This is a genomic window from Ramlibacter sp. G4-7 (genome assembly GCF_057784995.1).
On the sequence record NZ_JBYNTT010000023.1, the window covers coordinates 1 to 20,064 of the forward strand.

Annotated in this window: 20 protein-coding genes; 13 read left to right on the forward strand and 7 right to left on the reverse strand. The window is 70.3% G+C overall.

The annotated features are described in order from the left end of the window. The first annotated feature begins 115 nt into the window (after positions 1-115). Positions 116-1,489 (forward strand): MATE family efflux transporter, encoded by a 1,374-nt coding sequence (locus AC3EGR_RS22985; RefSeq protein ID WP_488548856.1) that lies wholly within the window; start codon positions 116-118, stop codon positions 1,487-1,489. Positions 1,490-1,508: 19 nt separating this feature from the next. On the opposite strand, the gene AC3EGR_RS22990 is transcribed toward AC3EGR_RS22985, so the two are convergent. Genes AC3EGR_RS22990 through AC3EGR_RS23005 form a run of 4 tightly spaced genes read right to left on the reverse strand, consistent with a single transcriptional unit; the run spans position 1,509 to position 3,895 of the window. Further along, complete coding sequence (locus AC3EGR_RS22990; protein ID WP_488548857.1) at positions 1,509-2,102, reverse strand: hypothetical protein; 594 nt, start codon at positions 2,100-2,102, stop codon at positions 1,509-1,511. A gap of 47 nt (positions 2,103-2,149) precedes the next feature. Then, positions 2,150-2,806 carry an RraA family protein gene (locus AC3EGR_RS22995; RefSeq protein ID WP_488548858.1) on the reverse strand — a complete coding sequence of 219 codons (657 nt, stop codon included), beginning with the start codon at positions 2,804-2,806 and terminating at the stop codon, positions 2,150-2,152. 19 nt (positions 2,807-2,825) lie between these two features. Further along, a complete protein-coding gene (locus AC3EGR_RS23000) occupies positions 2,826-3,488 on the reverse strand; it encodes an RraA family protein (RefSeq protein ID WP_488548859.1) in 663 nt (220 codons plus the stop codon). Continuing rightward, complete coding sequence (locus tag AC3EGR_RS23005; protein ID WP_488548860.1) at positions 3,485-3,895, reverse strand: RidA family protein; 411 nt, start codon at positions 3,893-3,895, stop codon at positions 3,485-3,487. The genes AC3EGR_RS23000 and AC3EGR_RS23005 overlap by 4 nt, the downstream gene beginning before the upstream one ends. Positions 3,896-3,992: 97 nt before the next feature. Here AC3EGR_RS23005 and AC3EGR_RS23010 point away from each other — a divergent pair, with 97 nt between their 5' ends. Then, positions 3,993-4,712, forward strand: coding sequence for a GntR family transcriptional regulator (locus AC3EGR_RS23010; RefSeq protein WP_488548861.1), 720 nt, complete (start codon positions 3,993-3,995; stop codon positions 4,710-4,712). Positions 4,713-4,731: 19 nt separating this feature from the next. Here the strand turns inward: AC3EGR_RS23010 and AC3EGR_RS23015 are convergent, their stop codons facing one another. After that, positions 4,732-5,691 (reverse strand): Bug family tripartite tricarboxylate transporter substrate binding protein, encoded by a 960-nt coding sequence (locus AC3EGR_RS23015; protein WP_488548862.1) that lies wholly within the window; start codon positions 5,689-5,691, stop codon positions 4,732-4,734. Between the two features lie 20 nt (positions 5,692-5,711). Next, positions 5,712-6,692 carry a 2-hydroxyacid dehydrogenase gene (locus AC3EGR_RS23020; protein ID WP_488548863.1) on the reverse strand — a complete coding sequence of 327 codons (981 nt, stop codon included), beginning with the start codon at positions 6,690-6,692 and terminating at the stop codon, positions 5,712-5,714. A gap of 130 nt (positions 6,693-6,822) precedes the next feature. On the opposite strand from AC3EGR_RS23020, the gene AC3EGR_RS23025 reads away from it, so the two are divergent. The 9 genes from AC3EGR_RS23025 to AC3EGR_RS23065 all read left to right on the forward strand — a co-directional run bounded on the left by AC3EGR_RS23025 (position 6,823) and on the right by AC3EGR_RS23065 (position 16,137). Continuing rightward, positions 6,823-7,821, forward strand: coding sequence for a Bug family tripartite tricarboxylate transporter substrate binding protein (locus AC3EGR_RS23025; RefSeq protein ID WP_488548864.1), 999 nt, complete (start codon positions 6,823-6,825; stop codon positions 7,819-7,821). A 38-nt stretch (positions 7,822-7,859) separates the two neighbouring features. After that, complete coding sequence (locus tag AC3EGR_RS23030) at positions 7,860-8,852, forward strand: amidohydrolase family protein (protein ID WP_488548865.1); 993 nt, start codon at positions 7,860-7,862, stop codon at positions 8,850-8,852. A gap of 2 nt (positions 8,853-8,854) precedes the next feature. Then, positions 8,855-9,844, forward strand: coding sequence for a DODA-type extradiol aromatic ring-opening family dioxygenase (locus AC3EGR_RS23035; protein WP_488548866.1), 990 nt, complete (start codon positions 8,855-8,857; stop codon positions 9,842-9,844). Between the two features lie 20 nt (positions 9,845-9,864). Beyond that, positions 9,865-11,184, forward strand: coding sequence for a Rieske 2Fe-2S domain-containing protein (locus AC3EGR_RS23040; protein WP_488548867.1), 1,320 nt, complete (start codon positions 9,865-9,867; stop codon positions 11,182-11,184). A gap of 1 nt (position 11,185) precedes the next feature. Continuing rightward, positions 11,186-12,157 carry a Bug family tripartite tricarboxylate transporter substrate binding protein gene (locus AC3EGR_RS23045; protein WP_488548868.1) on the forward strand — a complete coding sequence of 324 codons (972 nt, stop codon included), beginning with the start codon at positions 11,186-11,188 and terminating at the stop codon, positions 12,155-12,157. Between the two features lie 68 nt (positions 12,158-12,225). Continuing rightward, positions 12,226-13,008, forward strand: coding sequence for a short-chain dehydrogenase/reductase (locus tag AC3EGR_RS23050; protein ID WP_488548869.1), 783 nt, complete (start codon positions 12,226-12,228; stop codon positions 13,006-13,008). A gap of 11 nt (positions 13,009-13,019) precedes the next feature. Next, complete coding sequence (locus tag AC3EGR_RS23055) at positions 13,020-13,856, forward strand: alpha/beta fold hydrolase (protein ID WP_488548870.1); 837 nt, start codon at positions 13,020-13,022, stop codon at positions 13,854-13,856. Between the two features lie 72 nt (positions 13,857-13,928). Further along, entirely contained in the window at positions 13,929-14,897 is a 969-nt protein-coding gene (locus AC3EGR_RS23060; protein ID WP_488548871.1) for a Bug family tripartite tricarboxylate transporter substrate binding protein, read from the forward strand. Between the two features lies 1 nt (position 14,898). Further along, positions 14,899-16,137: a Rieske 2Fe-2S domain-containing protein gene (locus AC3EGR_RS23065; protein WP_488548872.1), complete on the forward strand. Its 1,239-nt coding sequence runs from the start codon at positions 14,899-14,901 to the stop codon at positions 16,135-16,137. A gap of 42 nt (positions 16,138-16,179) precedes the next feature. Here AC3EGR_RS23065 and AC3EGR_RS23070 read toward each other — a convergent pair whose 3' ends face one another. After that, positions 16,180-17,091, reverse strand: coding sequence for a LysR family transcriptional regulator (locus AC3EGR_RS23070; protein ID WP_488548873.1), 912 nt, complete (start codon positions 17,089-17,091; stop codon positions 16,180-16,182). A 177-nt stretch (positions 17,092-17,268) separates the two neighbouring features. On the opposite strand from AC3EGR_RS23070, the gene AC3EGR_RS23075 reads away from it, so the two are divergent. Both AC3EGR_RS23075 and AC3EGR_RS23080 read left to right on the forward strand, forming a co-directional pair. Beyond that, complete coding sequence (locus tag AC3EGR_RS23075) at positions 17,269-18,834, forward strand: AMP-binding protein (RefSeq protein WP_488548874.1); 1,566 nt, start codon at positions 17,269-17,271, stop codon at positions 18,832-18,834. 8 nt (positions 18,835-18,842) lie between these two features. After that, positions 18,843-20,051 carry an acyl-CoA dehydrogenase family protein gene (locus AC3EGR_RS23080; RefSeq protein ID WP_488548875.1) on the forward strand — a complete coding sequence of 403 codons (1,209 nt, stop codon included), beginning with the start codon at positions 18,843-18,845 and terminating at the stop codon, positions 20,049-20,051. Positions 20,052-20,064: the final 13 nt, after the last annotated feature.

A 20,064-nucleotide genomic window follows, 5' to 3' on the forward strand; every position in this document is an offset into this window, starting at 1 on the left:
GCGCTGAACACGGGTTGCCCCCCGCGGCGAGCGTTCGTCGCCAGCGACGCCCGTCGCCGTGGACAACCCTGCGCAGCGGCACGCCTACGCAGACGAATGTCAGGAGGGTAGTCCAGTGAGCACCGCTGCCCTGCCCGCGTCCGCTGCCACGCAGAAGATGCTGCGCGGCCCCGTGCTGCCCACGCTGCTGCGGCTGGCGACGCCCAACGTCCTGGGCCTGTTCGCGAACACGGTGGTGATCGGCTTCGACGGCTACATCGTCGGCCGCCTCGGCGCCGACACGCTGGCCGGCGTGGCCGTGGTCCTGCCGCTGGCCATGCTGATGCTGCAGATGTCCGCCGGCGGCCTGGGCGGCAGCACGACGGCCGTGGTCGCACGGGCGCTGGGCGCCGGCGACGCGCCGCAGGCGACGCGGCTGGCGCAGCACGCGCTGCTGCTCGGGCTGGCAGCGTCGCTGCTGTTCACGCTGGTCGCCGCCAGCCCCGCCTTGTACTCGGCGATGGGTGCGCGCGACGCGGTGCTGGCACAGGCGAGCAGCTATGCGGCGGTGCTGTTCGCCGGCGCCGCGGCGATCTGGTCCGTGAACGTGCTGGCCGGCGTCGCGCGCGGCACCGGCGACATGGGCGCGGCCGCCCTCGCATTGATCGCGACCACCGTGATGCACCTGCTGCTGTGCCCCCTGCTCGTGTTCGGCACGGGAGCGTGGCCCGGCCTGGGCGTGGCGGGCGCGGCCACCAGCACGGTCACCTGCAATGCGATCTCCGCGCTCGGCCTGCTGGCCTGGCTGTCGCGGCCCGCACGCGCCGTGCGCATCCTCGGCCCGCGCTGGGCACTGCATCGCGCCAGCTTCCGCACCATCCTGAAGCTCGCCCTGCCCTCCGCCCTGAGCCCGATCCTGAGCAACAGCTCCATCGCGCTGTCCACCGCCTATGTCGCCACTTTCGGCAGCCTGGCCGTCGCGGCCTACGGCATCGCCGCGCGCCTGGAATACATCCTGGTGCCCATCGCCTTCGGCTTCGGCGGCGCCCTGACGGCCATGGTCGCGACCAACCTCGGCGCGCACCAGGCGGTGCGCGCCAAGCGCGTGACCTGGACCGGTGCCAGCCTCGTGTGGGCGGTGACCGGCCTCATCGGCGTGGCGGCGGCGCTCTGGCCGCAGGGCTGGATGGGCCTGTTCTCCAGCGACGCGGCGGTGCGCGAAGCGGGGAGCACCTACCTGCGCATCGTCGGCGGCTCCTACGGCTTCTTCGGACTGGGGCTCGCGCTGTTCTTCGCGTCGCAGGGCGCGGGCCGGCTGGCGTGGCCCTTGACGGCGAGCACGGCACGGCTGGCGGTGGTGGCCATCGGGGGGTGGATCGCGCTGCGCGTCGCGCCCGGTTCGCCCGACGTGCTCTATGGCGTGGTGGCGGTCAGCCTCGTCGTCATGGGCGTCACGCTCGCCACGGCCACCTACCTGGCCGACTGGGCCGCGCGCGGCAACGACGCGTGAGGGCCTGCGTCCGCGCGGCTCAAGTGGGCGGCGCGGCGCGACGCGCCTGTTCCAGCAGCCCCGGGATCTTCGCGGCGTCCAGGGAGGCGCCGGCACCGGGCGAGCCCTTTTGCCAGACGAAGAGCGACTGGCCGTTGCGCATCGCCGCGTAGCCTTCCGGTGCGGGGAACGCCACGAGCTCCCGCGCCGGACCGGGGACGCGCAGGCGGATCACCGCCACCGTCACCTCGTACCAGGAATCCGGATGCTCTTCGCCACGCCTTTCGCGCACCGAGTAGCGCACCTGCACGACGGCCCAGGGAACGCCGCCATCCTCGCCCTCGATGGCACGCGGGCACTGCAGCTCGCCATCGCGTGACCACTCGGTCCACGGCGCGGGCACGCCGAAGCGCGCAAGCCCGGCGCAGGACGGACCGCTTCGGAAACTGCCTTTCAGCCGCCCTGCCGCGTCCTGCCAGGCGGCGTCGCGGCCCGACTCGATCCCCCGTCCGACGAAGAACAGCAATCCCGCACCCGCCAGGGCCAGCACCGCTGCCGGAATGCGCAACCCGCGCGACCACAGGAACACGGCTGCGGCGAAGCAGGCGAAGACGACAGGAACGAGCCACGGCATCGCGCGATGCTAGCCGAGCGGGTGGCGCCGTCGCCCGCGCCAGCCGCTCAGGGCTGCTTTCTCGTCTGCAGCTGGTGGTAGCGGTGCTTCTCCCGCGCCTCGCGCAGGCTCATGCCTTCGCGCACGCTGGCGCGGATCGCGTCCTCCGCCGCCTGGATCTCCTCCGCCGCGGCCAGCACCTTCTCTTCGAACGCCGCCGGCACCACGACCACCCCGTCGGCATCGCCGCGGACCAGGTCGCCGGGGCAGACGCGCACGTTGCCGATGTTGACGGGGATCTGCGTCGCTTCCACCTGCACGCGGTCCTTGCCGGTGCGCATCCAGTGGTCGCGGCTGTAGATCGGGTAGTTCAGTTCCAGGCACAGGGACACGTCGCGGTTGATCCCGTCGATCAAGGTGCCGGCAATGCCCTTGCGGCTGGCGATCTCCGTGAGGATGTCGCCCCACACGGTGCAGTCCTCGCGGCCGTTGTTGTCCAGGACGATCACCGTGCCCGCCGGCAGGTCGTCGATGTAGTCGCCCACGGTCCCCGGCGGCTGGCCCGCGGGGCCGTACTTCAGCGTCCAGGCGCGCCCGGTCATGCGAAAGCTGCTCGAACGCGGCTTGATCCTGTAGCACTGGCCGACCACGGCGAGGCGATCGAGCGCGTCGCTCAGGGTGGCGGTGTCGAGCCTGGCTGCGCGCTCGACGTTCCGGTCGCTCATGGAATGTCTCCTCGTTTCCTTACTTGAGCATGTGCTCGTAGTCGGCGCCCATCACTTCGCTGATGCGCTTGCCGGCGCGCAGGGCAGCGGCCATGGCCGCCTCGCGCGCGACGATCATCTCGGCAGCCTGCAACACGCGCTCGATGTCGGCGGCGGGGATGAACACCACCCCGCTGGCATCCGCGATGGCGTAGTCGCCGGTGGCCACCGTCACCCCGCCGATGTCGACGGGTTCGCCCGTATCCAGCTCCGCGACGCGCCCGCGTGCCGTGCGCGCGGTGAGGCTGCGGCAATACACCGGGAAGTCGTAGCCGCGCGCCTCGTCGATGTCGCGCACCGGCCCGTCGGCGATCACGCCCGCGACGCCGCGCACCTTCGCGCCCAGCGAGAGGATGCCGCCCCAGCTGCCCGCGTCCAGGCCGGTCTTCTGCTCCACGACGATGATCTCGCCCGCCTGGGCCATCTCCACCGCGGTGGTGCCCAGGTGGCGCGGCGGGCCGCTGCGCCGCGGCGCCGCATCGGCCGTGACCATCCGGAAGGTCACGACCTTGCCGGCGATCCGGCGGGTCGTCGAGCGCTGCTCCAGGCCCGAGACGGCGGGCGGAAGGCCCAGCTTGTCCATCGCGTCCGAGACCGCGCAGCAATCCAGGCGCGCGAGCCGTTCGACATGGTTCTTGCTCATGGGGCCTCCGGCCTGTCCTGCACGACCGCGATCGCCTCCAGCTGCAGCAGCATGCCCCCGCGCAGCTCGTGCACGAGGGTGTGGCGCGCGGGCCTGTCCTGCGGGTCGGGGAAGCACTTCACCCATTCCGCGTTGATGGCGTCGCGCACCGATTCGTCCTTGACGAACACCGTGACGTGGCCGACGTCCTCGAGCGTGGCGCCCCCGTTCTGCAACAACGTGCGCAGGTTCTGGAAAGCGAAGCGCGCCTGCTCCGCCGCCTCGGCCGGCACCTTGTTGGTGGCGGGGTCCTTGCCGGCGATGCCGGAGGAGAAGAGCATGTTCCCCACGCGCGCGCCCATGGGAATGGGCACGTTGCCGTGGTTGACGCCGGGAACTTCGATGGAACGGGGTCTGCGTGCGGTCATGGGAATGGCGTGGGCTCCAGGGAGGTGCGCGGGATCATATATTGAATTCAATCTGGCATTCAAAGGTGGAAAGCACGAATTACAATGCGGCACAGCCATGCAAGACGCCGATCCCGCTACCGATACCGTCCCCGTCCAGCCACGCGTCGGGGTGGCCATGGCCACCGCCCTGCAACGGCTGCGGCACATGATCGTCACCGGCGAGCTCACGCCCGGCGAACAGATCCGCCAGCAGGAAACCGCCGACCTGCTGGGCGTCAGCCGCGTGCCGCTGCGCGAGGCGATGAACGTGCTGGCCAACCAGGGGATGCTGCTGCACCGGCCCAACCAGGGCTACTTCGTGGTCAAGCGCGCGCCCGGCGAGCTCGCGCAGATCCGCCGCATGATGCACGCGCTGGAAAACGAGCTGGTCAAGACGGCGGAGTGGCCCGACCGCAAGGCGCTGGCGCAGTTGCGCGCCCTCAACGCCAGGATGCGCGACACGGTGCGCAAGGCGGAGTGGACCCAGCTGGCGACGCTCAACCGCGATTTCCACTTCGCGATCTACGCCTTGTCGCCCGACAACCTGATCCTCGCCGAAGTGCAGCGGCTGTGGTCGCTGGCGGATCCCTTCATCCTGGTGAAGTTCGAGAGCATCGAGGCGCGCGCGCGCACCGTGGACGAGCACGAGGAGATCATCGACGCGCTGCAGGCGCAGGACCGGCCCGCGCTGCGCCGCGCCATGGACCACCACCGCGCCAGCAGCATGCAGGGCGTGACGAGCGCCATCGGCGCCGGTCCCGACCCGCACGGCCTGCGGCGGGTGCAGGGACGCTGAAGCCGCCCCCGGCGCCGCCTCACTGGGCGACGATGTTGGCGCCCTTGACGACGGCGGTCCAGCGCGGGTAGTCCTCCTGGATCGCCCGGGCGAAGGATTCGGGCGTCCCCTTCATCGGCTCCAGCCCGCGGCTGGTGATCGCCTCGCGGATTTCCGGCAGGTCCAGCACCTTGTTGAACTCGCGATTGAGGTAATTGACGATCGCCGGCGGCGTGCCGGCCGGGGCCACCATGCCGGACCAGGATTGCAGCGTGAGCTGCGGCAGCCCGAGTTCCGTCACGGTCGGCACGTCCGGCAATCCCGGCAGGCGCGTGGGGCTGGTCGTCACCAGGGGCTTGAGCTTGCCGTCCTTGAAGTGCGGATCGAGCATGAACAGCTGGTCGAAGAACAACTGCACATTGCCCGCCAGCAGGTCCTGCACCGCCGGTGCTGCGCCCTTGTAGGCGACGTGGACCATCTTCACGCCCGTCTCTTTCTGGAACATCTCGCCGATCAGGTGCGGCGTGGTGCCGACGCCGGGCGACGCGAAGCTCAGGCTGCCCGGCCGGGCTTTCGCCAGCTGGATCAGCTCCTTCAGGTCCTTCGCCTGCACGCCGGCGTTCGCGGCGAGCACCAGCGAGAACGAGAGGACCGGCGCAACCGCGGCGAATTCCTGTGGCGGGCGGTGCATCACCTGCGGCGCGATGTTCAGCGTGCTCTGGTTGGCGTAGAACAGGGTGTACCCGTCCGGGGCCGAAGCTGCCACCTGCTGCGAGGCGATCTGCCCGCCGGCGCCCGGCGTGTTCACCGGCACGACCGGCTGTTTGAGGTTCTCGCCCAGCTTGTTGGCCACCAGGCGCGCGATCACGTCCGAAGGGCCGCCCGGTGCGAAGGGCAGCACGAGGCGGATGGGCTTGTTCGGATAGCCGGCCGGTTGCGCGGATACGCCGGCCGCGGCCAGCGCCACGGCGGCTGCGATCAGCGATCGTCTGCGGATCATGTCTTGTCTCCTGTGTTCGGTCAGTAGCCGGCCTGTCGGTCGATCGCGTGCAGGGGCTGCGCGCCGGAGCGCACCCGCTGCAGGTTGTCCAGGAACTGCGCGACCGCCCCTTGCACCGTGGGCTGGGCGGCGATGTGCGGCGTGACACTGATGCGCGGGTGCTGCCACAGCGGGTCTTGCGGCGGCAGCGGCTCGGTCGCGAAGACGTCGAGTGCCGCGCCCGCCAGGTGGCCCTCGTCCACCAGGGCGACCAGCGCGGCTTCGTCCAGGATGCCGCCGCGCGCCGCGTTGATCACGAACGCGCCGGGCTTCAGGCGGCGCAGCAGCGCGCCATCGAGCAGGCCGCGCGTGGCGGCGGTGAAAGGCAGCAGGCACACCAGCGTGTCCGTCTGGCCGAGGAAGGCCCCCAGCTGCTCCTGCCCCGCGTACATCGCGTGCATTCCGTCCACGCCCTGCCCCGAGCGGCTCCAGCCGGTCACGCGCAAGCCCAGCGCCAGCAGCGCCTGTGCCACCGCGCCGCCGATCTCGCCGACGCCCATCACGCCGACGGTGTGCGTGCGCCCATCGGGAAGGGGATGGCGCTGCCATTGCCGGTCGCGCGCCTGTGCCTCATAGCGATCGAAACCGCGCAAGCGCCGCAGCACCTGGTAGGCGACGTACTGCGCCATGCTCAGGCCCAGCCCGGCTTCCACCACGCGCGTGACCCAGACGTGCGGCGGGATGTCGCCCGCCGCCAGCAGCCCGTCCGCGCCGGCGCCCACCGAGGCCACCAGCTTCAGGTTGGGCAGCCGCGGCACCAGGCCCGGCGCGAGCTTGAAGGCGAACAGCGCATCGATGCGCGCCGGGTCGCAGCCGTCCAGGCTGGTCACCACCTCGAGTTGCGGCGCCGCCTCGCGCAAGGCACGGTAGCGGGACGCGACCACCTCCGAGCTGAGCAGCATCAGGACGGCCGGCGCGCTGGAAGCGGCGGCGGGAGGGGTCGGGGCGGGTGGCTCGATCACGGCCGGACTCTAGGGGATGGAAGCTCCTTCCACGCGGTCGGAATGAGTCGGGACTTACCCGAATGCCTTCACGATTGAATTCAATCTAGCATTCACTCCCCTGATTTCGATCAACGACCGGGAGACTTCCATGCTGTATCGCCAGCTGCGCCGCCTCGGCGCGGCGCTGTGTGCCGTTGCCGCCATCGTGGGCGGCGGTGCGTCCGCCGCGGACGACCCGGCTGCCTCCTATCCCAACAAGCCGATCCGCATCATCGTGCCCTTCGTGGCCGGCGGCGGTACGGACATGACCGCGCGCCTGCTGGCGCAGAAGCTCGGCGACAAGTTCGGCCAGCAGGTGATCGTGGACAACCGCCCCGGCGGCAACACCGTGATCGCCACGCAGGCCGTGGCCAGCGCCGCCCCCGATGGCTACACCCTGCTGCTGGCCAACAGCACCTTCGCGATCAACCACCTGATCAGCCGCAACCTGCCGTACGACACCTTCAAGGACTTCACGCCCGTGAGCGGGGTGTCCTCCGGCCCCTGGCTGATGGTGGTGCATCCGTCGGTGCCGGCGAACAACCTCAAGGAGATGCTGGCCATCCTGCGCGCCGCCAAGCCCGGCGAGTGGAACTTCGCCACCGTCGGCAGCACCGGCATCGGCCGGGTCGTGGGGGAAACCTTCGCGGTCGACGCCGGCGTGAAGCTGCAGCACATCCCCTACAAGGGAGCGGCGCAGGTGTCGGCGGCCCTGCTCGCGGGTGAAGTGAAGTTCACCATCGACCCGCCCGGCCCTTACATCGAGCACATCCGCGCCGGCAAGGTGAAGGGCCTCGCGGTGAGCAGCAGCAAGCGCCTGCCCTCCCTGCCCGACGTGCCCACCTTTGCCGAGCAAGGCATGCCCGAGTTCAACCTGCAGGCGTGGAACGGCCTGCTGGTGCCGGCCGCCACCCCCAAGGCGATCGTCAACAAGCTCGCCGCGGCGGTGCAGGAGGTGCTCGCCAGCCCCGAGGTCAAGGACAAGCTCGCGGGCATGGAGACCGAAGCCATCGGCTCTTCCCCCGCGCAGTTCGCGACCTTCCTGCGTTCCGAGTCCGACCGCTTCAGCCGCGTCGTCAAGGCCGCCAACATCCAGCCCGTCAACTGAATCCGACAGAACAGGCGCCCAGCGCCAGAGGACAACGCATGATCATCGACTCCCACGCCCACGTCGTCATTCCGGGCTACAGCCACAAGTTCCTGGCGGAACTCGTCGGCAGCCGTGCCAACCCCGTACGCATGCCGCAGCACACCGAAGAAGGCGTGCGCAAGGCCGCGCAGTCCATCATCGACATCATGGACACGGTGGGCACGGACATCCAGTTCATCTCGCCGCGCCCCTACCAGCAGATGCACTCCATCAAGCCCGCACGCGTGACGGCGCTGTGGACCAAGCACATGAACGACCTGATCTTCGAGACGGTCAAGATGTTTCCCAAGCGCTTCCGCGCGGTCGCCGGCCTGCCGCAGTACCGGGACGAGAGCCCCGTCAACTGCCTGCCGGAGCTGGAGTTCCGGGTCAAGGAACAGGGCTTCATCGGCTGCCTGCTCAATCCGGATCCCACCGAAGGCGACGGCGCGCCGCCGCCCGGACTGGGCGACGAGTTCTGGTATCCGCTCTACGAGAAGCTGTGCGAGCTGGACGTGCCGGCCCTGGTGCACTCGGCCGGCAGCTGCTCGCCGCGCGAGTCGTACACGCTGAAATTCATCAACGAGGAGAGCATCGCGATCATCTCGCTGCTGGACTCCAAGGTGTTCGAGCGCTTCCCCAGCCTGAAGCTGATCATCCCGCACGGCGGCGGCGCCATCCCCTACCACATGGGCCGCTTCCGCTCCTGGTCGGTGCGCCGGCCCGGCCAGGAGTTCTTCGACGACAAGCTCAAGCGCCTGAACTTCGACACCTGCACCTACGACAAGAACGCCCTGGAGCTGCTGTTCAAGACGGTCGGCGCCGACCGCGTGCTGTTCGGCACCGAGAAGCCCGGCACCGGCAGCGGCCGCGACCCGAAGACGGGGCGCGACTACGACGACCTCAAGCCCGTGATCGAGAGCATCGAGTTCCTGTCGCCCGAGGACAAGCGCAACATCTTCGAGTGCAACTGCACCCGCCTGTACTCGCGCTTCCGCAAGGACGAGTGAGCGTGGCCAAGATCGTCCTGGGCGTCGGCACCTCGCACACGCCGATGCTGAACCTGACGGCGCAGCAGTGGTCGCATCGCGCCAACGTCGACTACAACAATCCCAAGCTGGTCATGCCCGACGGCCGCCAGCTCAGCTACCCGCAGGTGCTGGAGGAGCTCGGCCCGCGCTGCCAGGACGAGATCGCCATGGACGTCCTGCAGCGCAAGGAACAGGCCTGCCATGCGGCGCTGGACCGGCTGGGCGATGCGATCGCCGAGGCGCAGCCCGACGTCGTGGTGGTGATCGGCGACGACCAGCAGGAACTGTTCGACGCGAACAACCAGCCGGCCTTCGCGGTCTTCCACGGCGAGGAGATCGTGACCACCACGGGCCGGTACGCCGAAGGCGCACCCGACTGGATGCGCCAGGTCGGCCGCGGCTACCTGATGGAGGACGTGCACCGGCTGCCCGCGAACCCGCAGTTCGCGCTGCAGATGATCGAAGGCCTCATGGAACGCGACGTGGATGTCGCCTCGGTGGCGGGCGTGAAGGATCCGGCCAAGGCCGGGTTCGGCCACGCCTACGGCTTCATCGCCAAACGCCTGTTCCGCCGCGCGATCCCGATGGTGCCGGTGCTGCTGAACACCTACTTCCCGCCCAACGTGGTGAGCGCCGGGCGCGCCTACGACATCGGCCGCAAGATCCGCGAGGCGGTCGAGGCGATGCCGCAGGACCTGCGCGTGGCAGTGGTCGCGTCCGGCGGGCTGACCCACTTCGTCATCGACGCGGAATTCGACCTGCACGTGATCGATGCGCTGCGCCGCAAGGACGTCGCCGCGCTGCGCGCCATCCCGCGGGAGCGCCTGAAGTCGGGCACGTCCGAAACGCTGAACTGGATCATGGCCGCCGGCGCCGTGGACCACATGGATTTCAGGTGGGCCGAATACCAGCCGCTGTACCGCACCGCCGCCGGCACCGGCACCGGCGCGGCGTTCTGCGTCTGGTCCTGAAGACAGAGGAGATCGCTCACATGCTGACCGAAGAAAAGAACAGGCTGCTCACCCGCGTGGGTCCGGGCACGGCCATGGGCGACTACATGCGCCGCTACTGGCATCCGATCGCCGGCACTTCCGAGTTCGACGAACGCCACACCAAGCCGGTGCGCCTCTTCGGCGAGGACCTGGTCCTGTACAAGGACCTCTCGGGCACCTTCGGCCTGATCGACCGCCAGTGCCCGCACCGCCGCGCCGACATGAGCTACGGCATCGCCGAACAGGACGGCCTGCGCTGCAACTACCACGGCTGGGCCTTCAACGAGTGCGGCACCTGCGTGCACCAGCCGTTCGAGGACACGGCCTACCCCGAGAAGAACACCAAGCGCAACATCAAGACCAAGGCCTACCCCGTCGGGGTCAAGGCCGGCATGGTCTGGGCCTACCTCGGCCCGCAGCCCGCGCCGCTGCTGCCGGACTGGGAGCCGTTCTCGCGCGAGAACGCGTTCGTCCAGGTCGCGCTGGCCGAGATCCCCTGCAACTGGTTCCAGTGCCAGGAGAACTCGATCGACCCGGTGCATTTCGAGTGGATGCACGAGAACTGGGGCAAGCGCCTGCGCGAGGGCACGGACGTCACCTACGGGCCGAAGCACCTGAAGCTGGACTTCGACGAGTTCGAGTACGGCTTCGTCTACAAGCGCGTGCGCGAGGGCAGCGACGAGTCGCATCCCTTCTGGACGATCGGCCGGGTGGCCCTGTGGCCCAACGCCTTCTTCCTGGGCGACCACTTCGAATGGCGCGTGCCGATCGACGACGAGCACACGCTCAGCGTGCTGTGGAAGCTCACGCACGTGCCCAAGGACCGCGAGCCCTACGTGCAGCCGTCGATTCCCACCTGGCACGGCCCGGTGCGCGACGAGAAGGGCCAGTGGATCACCAGCCACGTCATGAACCAGGACTTCCTGGGCTGGGTGGGCCAGGGGACGATCGCCGACCGCACGAAGGAGAACCTGGGGATGAGCGACCGGGGCATTGCGATGGTGCGCCGCCGGTTCTTCGAGGAACTCGATCGCGTCGCGACGGGAAAGGAGCCCAAGGGCCTCATCCGCGATCCGGCGAAGAACGTGCGCGTGCAGCTGCCGGTGGCCAACCAGGACACCAGCCTGCGCGGACTCACGATCGCGCAGATCATGGACCACCCCCGCCGGCGCCAGCACCTGACCAGCTTTCCGCTGCAGGCCGGCCAGCCGGAGTCGGTGCGCAAGATGCAGTCCGAAGCCATGGGCGTGGAGATCGGCGAATTCCAGGGGCTGGCGCCGCAGTTCCCGGTGCGGCCGCAGGCCGGGAAGGGGAGCTGACATGCACGCACACCTGAATCGCCGCGCCGCACTGGCGCTGCTGGCCGCAGCCACCGCACCCGCGATCGCGCAGCCGCAGGGGCAGGCGATCCGCATCGTGGCGGGCTACGCTCCGGGCGGCAACGTCGACGTGCTCGCGCGCACCTTCGCGCGGTTCCTCTCGGACGCGCTGGGCCGCCCCGTGATCGTCGAGAACAAGCCGGGCGGCGGCGGACAGTTCGCCGCCGAACTGCTGAAGAACGCGCCGGCCGATGGCAGCGTGCTGATGATGGCGCCCGACGCGGCGGTGGTGGTGCGTCCCGCCGGCATGAAGAAGCCGCCGTACGATCCGCGGCGCGACTTCACGGCGGTGGCCGAAACCGGCGCGCAGGACTATGCGTTCGCGGTGCCCGCCAGCCTGCCCGTGAAGGACCTGCGCGAGTTCGCGGCCTGGGCCCGGGCCCATCCCAAGGAAGCGAACTACGGCTCCGCGGGCGTCGGCGGCATCACCCACATGGGCAGCATCCTGATCGCGCGCGCCCTCGACGTGCCGCTGCAGCATGTGCCTTACAACGGCTCGGCGCCAGCGGTCGCCGCGCTGGTGGGCGGCCAGATCACCTCCACGTTCCAGCCGGTGGGCACCCTGGCCGCCCAGGCACAGGCGGGCAAGGTCAGGCTGCTCGCCGTGTCGGGCACGAAGCGCAACGAGCTGTTTGCCGACGTCCCCACGTTCTCGGAACTGGGCCATCCCTCGCTGCGCATCGTGACCTGGTTCGGGTTGTTCGCCCCGGCCAGGACGCCGCCGGAGATCGTCCAGCAGTACAACGGGATCGTCCTGAATGCGCTGCGCCAGCCGGCGATCCGCACGCAGATGAAGACGATGGGCCTGGACGTGCGCGAATACACGCCCGCGCAGTTCCAGGACGAGGTCAAGGGCGACATGGAGCGCTGGGCCAGCGAGATCCGCGCGGCCGGCATCCAGCTCGATGAGTGAGCCTGCGCGCCGGGGACGGCTTGCCGGCGACGGCGGCATCGGCATCGGCATTTCCTGAAGGAAACGACATGGACCTCCACCTGGCCGGCAGGCTGGTGCTCGTGACCGGTGCTTCCAAGGGCATCGGCTACGCCGTGGCGCGTGCCTTCGCCGAGGAAGGCTGCCGCCTGCGGCTGGTGGCGCGCTCGGCCGATGCCCTGGAGGCGGCCGCCGCGACGCTGCGCCGCGAGCACGGCGTGCAGGTGGAAACGGTGGCGCTGGACCTGGCCGCCGCGGCGGCGAAACCGCGCCTCGCGACGCTGTGCGCCGACGTGGACATCCTGGTGAACAATGCCGGCAGCATCCCCGCAGGAACGCTGGGCGAGGTCGACGAGGAGCGCTGGCGCGCCGCCTGGGACCTGAAGGTCTTCGGCTACATCAACCTCAGCCGGGCGTGCTATGCGGCGATGCAGGCGCGCGGCCAGGGCGTGATCGTGAACGTGATCGGCACCACGGCGGAACGGCTGGACAGCGGCTACATCGCGGGCAGCAGCGGCAACGCGGCGCTCGTGGCGTTCACGCGCGCGCTCGGCTCGACCAGCGACGCCGCGGGCGTGCGCGTGCTGGGAGTCAGCCCCGGCCCGGTGCACTCCGACCGGCTCGAGGGGCTGGTCAAGCGGCGCGCGAAGCTGCGCTTCGGCGACGAGAGCCGCTGGCACGAGATCCTGGCCAACATGCCATTCGGGCGGCCGGCCAGGGCGGAGGAGATCGCGGCGTCGGTCGTCTTCCTGGCCTCGGACCGCTCCTCGTACACCACCGGCTGCGTGCTCACCATCGACGGCGGCCTGGCAGCCCGGGGACCGGCCACGTGACGCAGGCCTGGATGGCAAACGCCGGCGACGGCGTGCGGCTGCACATCGAGGAGCGCGGAAACACGGCCGGGGTTCCGCTCGTGTTCGCGCACGAGTTCGCCGCCACCTGCCGCAGCTTCGATGCGCAGGTCCAGGCGTTCGCGCGCACGCACCGGTGCATCGTGTTCAACGCACGCGGCTATCCACCCTCGGATGTCCCGACGCGGCCGGAGGCCTATTCCGAAGAGCGCGCCGCGGCCGACGTCGACGCCGTCCTCGCGGCGCTGGGCGGGCAGCCGGCCCACCTCGTCGGCGTGTCGATGGGCGCGGCGGCCGTGCTGCAGGCCGCCCTGAAGAACCCGCGCCGCGTCGCCTCGCTCACGCTGGCCTCCATCGGCAGCGGCTCGGACCGCAAGCCGGAGGAAGTGCGGGCGAGCACCGAGGCGAATGCGCGCACCGCCGAGGAAGGCGGGACGCGGGCACTCGCCTTGCAGATGGCCGATTCGCCCACGCGCCGGCGCCTGCGCGAAAAGCAGCCGCAGGCCTGGAACGCGTGGATCGAGGAGTTCGCCCGCGTTCCGGGCGAAGCCGCGGCATGCACGATGCGCGGCGTGCAACAGCGCCGGCCTTCGCTGTACACGCACGCCGAGCGCATCCGCGCGCTGCAAGTGCCCATGCTGGTGCTGGCCGGCGCCGAGGATCCCTCCTGCGTGCGCGCCGGCGAGTGGTTGCGGGACACGGCCCCTGGCGCGCGGCTGGTGGTGTTCGAGAACACCGGCCACGCCATCCAGCTGGAGGAGCCGGAGCGCTTCAATGCGGTGCTCGCCGAGTTCCTGGCCGGCCTGCAACGAGCCGCGGCCCAAGCATGACCGGCGTTTCGCGCCGCAAGGCTGCGAGCCTCGCCCTGGAGCCCTGACATGTCCAACACCGGAGGAGACACAATGAAGCCTTGGTCCCGGGTCCTGGCCGCCCTGCTGGCCGCGTCCTTCGTCTTCGTCGCGCTCGGCGCGCGGGCCGAGTACCCGGAGCGCCTGGTCCGCATCATCGTGCCCTACCCGCCGGGCGGGGGCATGGACAGCGTCACGCGCACCATCGCCGCCAGGCTCACCGAATCGCTCGGCAAGGCGGTCGTGGTGGACAACCGCGGCGGCGGCGCCGGCATGATCGGCATCCAGGCGATGACCAATGCGCCCGCGGACGGCTACACGCTGATGACGCACGCCCTGGGCTTCGCGATCAATCCGGCGGTGTACCGCAAGCTGGCCTACGATCCGGTGAAGAACATCCAGCCGCTCGCCATCGTCGGCTTCTCGCCGGTGTACATCGCCGTGAATCCCAGGCTCGAGGCGAAGACCCTGCAGGAATTCGTGGAACTGGCGAAGAAGCGGCGCCTCAAGGGTGCCACCTTCGGCTTCGGCGCCAGCCGGCTGATGATGGAGGAACTGCGCCTGAAGGGCGGGTTCGAGCTGGACTTCATCCCCTACAACGGCACCGCGCCCGCCATCCTGGCCACCATCGCGGGCGACACCGACTTCGTGATGATGGATGCGCCGTCCGTGCAGCAGCACATCGCCTCCGGCGGCTTGCGCGGGCTCGCGGTGGCCAGCGAGAAGCGCTCGCCCGGCCTGCCGGACCTGCCGACGACACGCGAAGCGGGCATGCCCGGGCTCGTGGTCGATTTCTGGTACGCAATGTTCACCCGTCCCGGAGCGCCGCCCGAGGTGCTGCACAAGCTGAACGCCGAGATCAACGAGGCGACCCGCTCGCCCGAGGTCGCGCAGCGCATGGCGGCGATCGGCATCGTGCCGAACCACCTGGGCCTGGAGGAATCCACCCGCTTCTACCTCTCGGAAGTGGAGCGCTGGAAAGGCGTGGTGCAGAAGGCCAAGCTCGAACCCGTGGACCAGTGACATGCTCAGCCGCGAAGACAACGAACTCCTGACGCGCGTGGCCGGCGACGCGCCCATGGGCGCGATGCTGCGCCAGCACTACTGGGTGCCGGCCCTGCGCGCGGGGAGGCTGGAACGCGACGGTGCGCCGGTGCACGTGCGCCTGTTCGGCAAGGACTACGTCGCCTTCCGCGCCACCGATGGACGCGTGGGCTTCTTCGACGAGAAGTGTCCGCACCGCGGTGTCTCGCTCGTGCTCGCGCGCAACGAGGACTGCGCGCTGCGCTGCATCTTCCACGGCATGAAGTTCCACGTCGAGGGCCGGGTGGTGGAGGCGCCCACGCAGACCGTGAACCCGCAGGCCTTCACCCAGTCCATGAAGCTGAAGCACTACCCCGCGCGGGAAGCAGGCGGCCTGCTCTGGGTGTGGCTGGGGACGGGCGAGCCGCCGCCGCTGCCCGAGCTGGAATTCATGGGCCTGCCGCCGGAGCACCTGAACGTGCGGCTGCACAAGATGCGGGCCAACTGGTTCCAGGGCATCGAGGCGACGATCGATTCCTCGCACGTCGGCATCCTGCACCGCAACTGGGTCGGCTCGCTGGGCGAGCTGAACCTCACGGCCGACAACACGGCCCCGCGCTACGAGGTGCAGGTGCAGCCTTACGGGCTGCGCGCCGCGGCGCTGCGCGGGCTGGAAGGCGGCCGCACCTACGTGCGCGTGACCGAACTGGTGTTCCCCTTCGTGAGCTTCATCCCGCCCTCCTCGATGCAGTCCGGGGATCGCCTGACCATCATCACGGTGCCCATCGACGACGAGAACTCGATGCAGATCTTCGTGCGCTACAACATCGCACGGCCGATCCGGCATGACGACTGGCAGGCCCTGCCCGATCCGGACGCGTTCGCGCCCGTGCAGGGCAGCGTGGACAACGCCTGGAACCAGGACCGCCGCGCCATGGACGATGGCAACTTCAGCGGCTTCGACAACCTGCAGCTGGAAGACTTCGTCACGCAGGTGAGCATGGGCGCGATCGCCGACCGCACGCAGGAGCAGCTGTGCAATGGCGACCAGGTGATCGTCCGCGCCCGGCGGCTGTACCTGCAGCTCGCGCGCGACTTCCGGGAGGGCAAGGCGCCCGCCGCCCTGCCGCAGGCCGGGAGCAGCCAGCGGCAGGTTCGGTCCTGGTCCTTCGTGACCCCCACCGACGCCGCGACGCAGTGGGCCGACCCGCAGCTGCGGGAGTCCGCCGGCGTCGCCTGAGGAGCGGGCGCGCGCCCTCCCCTTGGCACGCCCAGCCGCCGGTCAGCCCTTGCCCCGCCCTCGCGCATCCTCGCGCAGGATCTCGAGGAAACGCTTCGCGAGCGGCGGCAGCGCCTGCGCCTTGCGGGTGAGCACCCCGATGGACCGCGGGAACCGGGCCTCGGCGAACGGCAAGGGCGTGAGTCCTTCGCCGCCGGGCCCCAGCAGCATCGCCTCGCTCATGAGGGACACCAGGTCGCTGTGCACCAGCAAGCGGCTCAGCTGGGCCGCCGTGTTGCTCACCTCCACGGCCACGCGCGGGGGCGGCAGGCCGGCTTCGGCAAGGCGCGCCTCGACGCCGCGGCGGCCCGACACGCCCGGGCCGGGCAGCATCCACTGCGCGTCCACGAGGTCCTGCAGCCGCACGCGCCGGCGCGACAGCAGCGGGTGGTTCTCGCGCACCACCATGCACAGGTCGTCGTCCATGAGGGACAGCGCCTCCAGGTCGTCCGGCAACACCCGCGGGATCGCATTGATGGTCAGGTCCAGGTCGCCCAGGCGCAGCGCCGCGAGCAGCGCGTCGTTCAGGTTGATGTTCACGCGCAAGCGCGCCGCCGGCCGCTGCTGGTGCAATTGCAGGCAGGCGGGCACGAACAGCCGCTGCGCATAGAGCGGCGACACGCCCACCCGCAGCAGGCCCATGGAGCCCAGGTGCAGGTCGGCCGCCTCCTTGATCGCGTCGCCGAGGCTGCTGCGCAGGGTGCGGGTGCGGAGGTGGAACTGCTCGGCCACCGGCGTCAGCGTCATGCCGCGCGGGCCGCGTTCGAACAGCGGGAAGCCCAGGTCCTTTTCGAGGCGCTGCAGCCCCTTGGTCAGCGCCGGCTGGGACAGGCCCAGGGCGCTGGCGGCGCGCCGCACCTGGCCATGTTCGGCCACCGCCAGGAAGTAGTCGATGTCGTCCAGCCGCACGGCCATGGCGCGTCCTCCGTGAAGATTCCCGCTTGGCACGGGAAGGGCCGCTGCGATAACCGCCCGTTATCGCAAACGGCCGCTGGATTATCCGCGGGCGGGGCCTGCTTTCCTAGACTGCGTGCCAGCCACCCAAGGAGACAACGCGATGACGCACCAGCCTGCCCACAGCGGGGCCCGCCCATGAATCCCGGCATGTACCTGGCGCGCAGCGCGCGCTTCTGGCCCGAGCGGCCCGCCGTCCTGTTCCGCGACGGTGCGCTGAGCTACCGCGCGCTGGAGCAGCGCTCGAACCGGCTCGCCCACGCGCTGAAGGCCCTGGGCCTGCAGCGCGGTGACCGCGTCTCGGTGGTGTCGCCCAACCGGCCCGAGATCGTGGAGCTGGAATGCGCGCTCTACAAGGCGGGCCTGGTCAAGGTCGCGCTCAACGCGCGGCTGGCGCCGCAGGAGCTCGCGGATGCGCTCGCCAACGCCGAACCGGCAGCCTGCCTGGCAGGCCCCGAGCACCGCGGGATGGTCGACGACGCAGCCGCCGGCGTCTCCTCGCTGCAGCACCGCATCGCTTTCGACCCGGCCGGCGCCGGCGCGGGCTGGCTGTCGTACGAGGACCTGCTGGCCCGCTCCCCCGACACCCACTTCCACGAAGACCTGCAGGCCGACGAACTCGCCGTGCTGCACTACACCTCCGGCTCCACCGGCAAGCTGAAGGCGGCGATGCAGACGGTGGGCAACCGGATGGCGTCGCTGCGCAAGGTCAGCATGGGCCGCATGCACGCCGGCCCCGGCGACGTGCTCCTGCTGTCGGGCCCGATCACGCATGCCAGCGGCATGTTCATCCAGCCGATGCTGTTCCAGGGCGCGACCATCCTGCTGCTGGAAGGTTTCCGTCCGGCCGACTACCTGGCCGCCATCGAGAAGCACCGCGTCACCATGGCCTTCCTGGTGCCCGCCATGATCCATGCGCTGCTGGCCGAGCCCAGCATCCGCACCCGCGACCTGTCCAGCCTGCGCCTGGTGAGCTACGGCGCGGCGCCCATGTCGCCGGCGCGCATCCGCGAAGCCTGGGCCGCCTTCGGGCCGGTGCTGGCACAGGGGTACGGGGCCGGCGAGACGACGGGTGGCGTCGTGGGCCTGAGCATCGCCGACCATGCGCGGGCCATCGAAGGCGACCGCCCCGAGCTGCTGTCCGCATGCGGCCGGCCGCTGTGCGAATCCGACGTGCAGGTGCTGGACGACGAGGGCCGACCCGTCAGCGGCGACGCCATCGGCGAGATCTGCGTGCGCGGCCCGGACGTGTTCGCCGGCTACTGGCGCGCACCGGAGCAGACGCAGGCGGCGCTGGACGCCAACGGCTGGCTGCGCACCGGCGACCTCGCCCGCGTCGACGAGGAGGGCTACATCTACATCGTCGACCGCAAGAAGGAGATGCTGGTCTCCGGCGGCTTCAACATCTACCCCAGCGAGATCGAATCGGTGCTGGCCCAGCACCCGGCGATCTACGAGGTGTGCGTGGTCGGCGTGCCCGACGACCACTGGGGCGAGACGGTGAAGGCGGTGGTGGTGCTGCGCGAGGGCGCCAAGGCGCAAGGCGAGGAGATCATGGACTTCTGCCGCGGCCGGCTGGCCGATTTCAAGCGGCCGCGCTCGGTCGACTTCGTGCCGCAGCTGCCCAAGAACGGCAACGGCAAGCTCTCACGCAAGGACGTGCGCGAGCACTACTGGCGCGGCCGCGACCGGCGCGTGAACTGAGGATGCCCATGGACGCCACCGTCACCCCCTTGCGCGCCCCGCTGCCGCCCTTCGAGGGCTCCGACACGGCGCGCGAATTCATCGCGCGGCTGGACACCTTCCTGCGCGAGGAACTGCATCCGCTGGCCGCGCAGCATGGCATCACCAGCGAGAACGGCGCGCCGCGCGCGCTGCTGGAGCAGGTGTGGAAGCGCTCCCGCGACCTGGGCTTCTACGGCATGACGCTGCCCAAGGCGCTCGGCGGCGCCGGATTCAGCGTCGTCGACCACGCGCTGATCAAGGAGTTCATCTATGCCAGCGGATCGCCGTTCGCGCCGCACGTGCTGGGCGAGCTGACCGGCCCGCCGCGCGTGGGGGCGCTGGCCAAGCAGGCCACGCCCGACCAGATGGAGCGGTTCATCCTGCCGGTGGCGCGTGCCGAGAAGGCGATCTGCTTCGCGATCACCGAGCCCGAGGCGGGCTCGGATGCCGGCGCGCTGCAGACGCGCGCCGTGCGCGACGGCGACAGCTTCGTGCTCAGTGGCACCAAGCGCTTCATCTCCGGCTCGCCCTTCTGCGACTTCGCCGTGATCATCTGCTCCACCAGCGACGACCCGGCGGTGCGGGAGACCACGGCGTTCTACGTCGAACGCGATCGCCCGGGCTTCGCCATCGAAGCGGGCTACAAGACGATGGCGGGGCAGTCCCACACCGGCAACATCGTGCTGACCGACTGCCGCATCCCGGCCGCCAACCAGATCGGCGAGCGCGGCCGCGGGCTCGCCCTGGCCCTGGGCCGCATCACGGTCAACCGCCTGCTGCATTGCCCCGCGATGCTGGGCCTGGCGCGACTGGCGCTGGAAGATTCGCTGGCGCATGCGGCGCGGCGGCGCCAGTTCGGCCAGCCCATCGGCGCCTTCCAGGCGGTGCAGCACCTGCTGGCCGACATGGCGACCGAGCTTGCCGCGGCGCGGGCGCTCATGCTGAGCGTGGCGCGCACGCTGGACCAGGGTGGCGAGGCGCGCGCGGAAGCGTCGATGGCCAAGCTGTTCTGCTCCGAGACCGCCTTCCGCATCGCCGACCGCGCCGTGCAGGTCCACGGCGGCGAAGGCATCGTGCAAGGCAGCCGGGTCGAGTTCCTGTTCCGGCTGCTGCGCATGTACCGGGTGCTGACCGGCACGAGCGAGATCCAGCGCAACACCATCGCGCGCGAACTGCTCGGCGCCGCCATCCGCTGAAACCGACAAGCAA